The sequence below is a fragment of the Scytonema hankhaensis NUACC26 genome, from assembly GCF_045865695.1.
Classification (GTDB): domain Bacteria; phylum Cyanobacteriota; class Cyanobacteriia; order Cyanobacteriales; family Nostocaceae; genus Scytonema.
This window is the reverse complement of sequence record NZ_BAACAP010000012.1, coordinates 1-3056: the sequence shown is the minus strand read 5'-3', so window position 1 is coordinate 3056 and position 3056 is coordinate 1. Positions and strand designations below refer to the sequence as shown.

Sequence of the window (3056 nt, the reverse complement as noted above, 5' to 3'; positions counted from 1 at the left end):
CCTAAAAAACTCCAAAAATCGCAGATTTTAGCCTTGATAGTGAAAAAAAAGCAAAATTATTCCGAATTAACGCTGAATAACTGCCATAATTTGATACAATTCTAGCATATTTTGCTGTTTGCTGGGGGAACCAGTAATCAGTGACCAGTGACCAGTGACCAGTGACCAGTGAGCAGTGACCAGTGACCAATGCCCAGTGACCAGTGACCAATGCCCAATCGCCAATCCCCAATCGCCAATCCCCAATCGCCAATCGCCAATCCCCAATCCCCTATTGATAACTCACTTCTGACGATTGATTTTTGAGTTGGGATTCAATCAAGGGTACTTTAGGTGCGAGAAAAAATCCAATCAAACTGGCAAATAATATTGGCGTGAAGGGACTAAAATTTGTTAATTTTGACAGCAATATGGTTGTACTGATAGGTGTTCGCGTCACTGCTGCATTGATAGCTGCCATTGTACAAATCGTGGCAAGTGTAGAATTCAATCCCGGAATTAAACCAGCTACAGCTTTACCCAAACAAGCGCCTGTAAAAAATAGGGGGATGATAAATCCTCCTCGCCATCCTCCAGTTACAGTTACGCTGATGGATGTCATTTTTGCAAAGGCAAGCACAAATAAGAAAACAGCCGGAAAGTTTCGATCTAGAATAACTTCTAATTCATGATGTCCAAAATAGCGGGTAAGGGGTAAGACAGCAGCTAAAAGACCAAGTACCAAGCCAGCTAGTGTTGTACGAAAATAAATGGGTCCTGGGATTTGGGCAAAAATGCGATCGCACGCTCGAAAAATACTCATGAAAATCCACCCAGCAATAACTCCCACAATTCCAAAGATAATAGCTAGTGCAAAATCATCAATACTGTCTACGCGATATTGCGGAAAATGCCAGGTTGGTGCAATCCCCAAATGTGTAATTGCTACGAAAACGAGATAACTCGCACAACTAGAAACAATTGCGGGCATTAAAGCCTCGTAGTATTCAACAATATGCTGATGGTGCAAAATTTCCAAGGCAAACATTGCACCACCAAGAGGTGCGCCAAACAAAGCAGTAAAGCCTGCAGCCATTGCAGCTAAACTGAGAGACCTCACATCCTCACCTTCAAGTCGCAAACGCTCAGCAACCCAAGTCCCAAAAGAACCCGTCACTTGTACGAGTGGTGCTTCCGGTCCTGCACTACCACCTGCTGAGATGCTAAGCAAAGAAGCCAGAATCATGGAAGGATTTTTGCGAGCATCCAATCGCCCATTCCGAAGATGGATATTATCCACAATCGCAGCAATTTCACCAGGATTGCCGAGAAAATGAATGACTAAACCAATTGCTAAACCAGCAAGTGGCATGACGAGCAACAGACTCCAACCTTGAAATTTTTCGAGCCTGTGGAGCATCAGTTCCAGAACGCTCCAATACAATCCCGCAAATAAACCGCATACAGCCCCCACAACAGCCCAGCATAAAACCCAACGAGAAATTGTGAAGGGATTGCGTTTTACTAGTCCAAAAAGTTGACGAAAAGTCCGGCGTTGAGTTTGTCCTGTTTGTCCGGAAGGAGGGCGATTGTCTGGTAGCACAAGTGATATTCCTTTCTCAATGAAACAAATGTTATGAAATCTTTATATTTTCTATGCTAGTACGTGTGGCAGATAAAGCAGTATTTGAATTTAAGCCCCAAGGTAGTGTATGGCGTCTATGGTAAAAGCTTAGGCTCAATGTATGTCAAGGTTGGAGTAAGTATCCATGTACAGCGACGAAACAACTCCCAATCAAGCTGAGAAAACAAATCCACAAACTGATGAGTCACAATTAAGCCCGGAAATGCGCGATCGCATTAAGCATCCTCCAAAAATGGATGACGTGTTGCTTTCGTTATCTCCTGATGAACTTAGAGGTAACCCAGCTGTCGTACCAGAAATGCTCGATGAACCAACCGACGAAATGATTGGCTTTACCAAAGAATAGTCATTAAACTAATTGCTATTAGCCAATAGCCATTAGCCGTATGTTGCCAGTTATCTATTCCGACGAGTTTCTAGACCATGAAACCGGGTCTTTCCATCCAGAAACACCAAAACGTTTAACAGCTATTACTACCGCTCTCAAACAGGTTGCTTTTGCAGAACAAATTGAATGGCGATCGCCATCTTCACCAGAAACTCGACCACTCATGTCTTTTTTGCAACAGGCACATACCCAGCGCCATATCAACAAAATCCGAGAAATTGCTCTTAGAGGTGGCGGTTATTTAGATGGAGATACCCATGTTTCTCCCCGCAGTTATGATGTTGCATTACTGGCAGTTAGCGCCTGGTTGGATGGAGTAGATATCGTACTAGAAACTGGCAAACCAGCTTTTGTCCTAGCACGTCCGCCCGGACATCATGCTATGAGTGATGAGGGAATGGGATTCTGCCTATTCTCCAATGCTGCTGTTGCTGCATTTTACGCCTTGCAAAAACCTGGAATCCATCGTGTAGCAATTCTAGACTGGGATGTTCACCACGGCAATGGGACGCAAGCAATTGTGGAAGAACATCCGCAAATCGCCTATTGTTCTTTACATCAGTATCCCTGCTACCCAGGGACTGGACGAGCAATAGAAAGAGGATTGCATGATAATGTGCTTAATTTACCCGTACCTCCTGGTAGCGATATGGAGGTATACAAACCTGTGTTTGAAAAAAAGGTTGTACCTTTTTTGTCAAACTTTCAACCAGATTTATTAATAGTTAGTGCTGGTTACGATGCCAATGCTGACGATCCGTTAGCAAGTATAGAATTACAGCCGCAAGATTATGGTGTATTCACTGATTATTGCTTGGGAATAACTCGTAAAATTGTGTTTGGATTGGAAGGTGGTTACGATTTTGACTCCCTTTCTAAATCAGTTGTAGAAACAATTGAACGCTGTTTGTTTTACAACTGATTTACAGCATTTTTCAAATAAATGAACCACACTATGCTCTTGTAGTAAATGAACCACACTATGCTCTTGTAGTAAATGAACCACACTATGCTCTTGTAGTAAATGAACCACACTATGCTCTT

At 42.9% G+C, this 3056-nt stretch carries 3 protein-coding genes; 2 read left to right on the top strand and 1 reads right to left on the bottom strand.

All coding sequences use genetic code 11. From position 1 onward, the window contains the following. Positions 1-271: 271 nt before the first annotated feature. Complete coding sequence (locus tag ACKTT2_RS00150; RefSeq protein ID WP_407882761.1) at positions 272-1582, bottom strand: chloride channel protein; 1311 nt, start codon at positions 1580-1582, stop codon at positions 272-274. A 166-nt stretch (positions 1583-1748) separates the two neighbouring features. Between ACKTT2_RS00150 and ACKTT2_RS00145 the strand changes: the two genes are divergently transcribed. Both ACKTT2_RS00145 and ACKTT2_RS00140 read left to right on the top strand, forming a co-directional pair. Further along, positions 1749-1970 carry a hypothetical protein gene (locus tag ACKTT2_RS00145; RefSeq protein ID WP_407882759.1) on the top strand — a complete coding sequence of 74 codons (222 nt, stop codon included), beginning with the start codon at positions 1749-1751 and terminating at the stop codon, positions 1968-1970. 40 nt (positions 1971-2010) lie between these two features. Beyond that, positions 2011-2934, top strand: coding sequence for a histone deacetylase family protein (locus tag ACKTT2_RS00140; RefSeq protein WP_407882757.1), 924 nt, complete (start codon positions 2011-2013; stop codon positions 2932-2934). Positions 2935-3056: the final 122 nt, after the last annotated feature.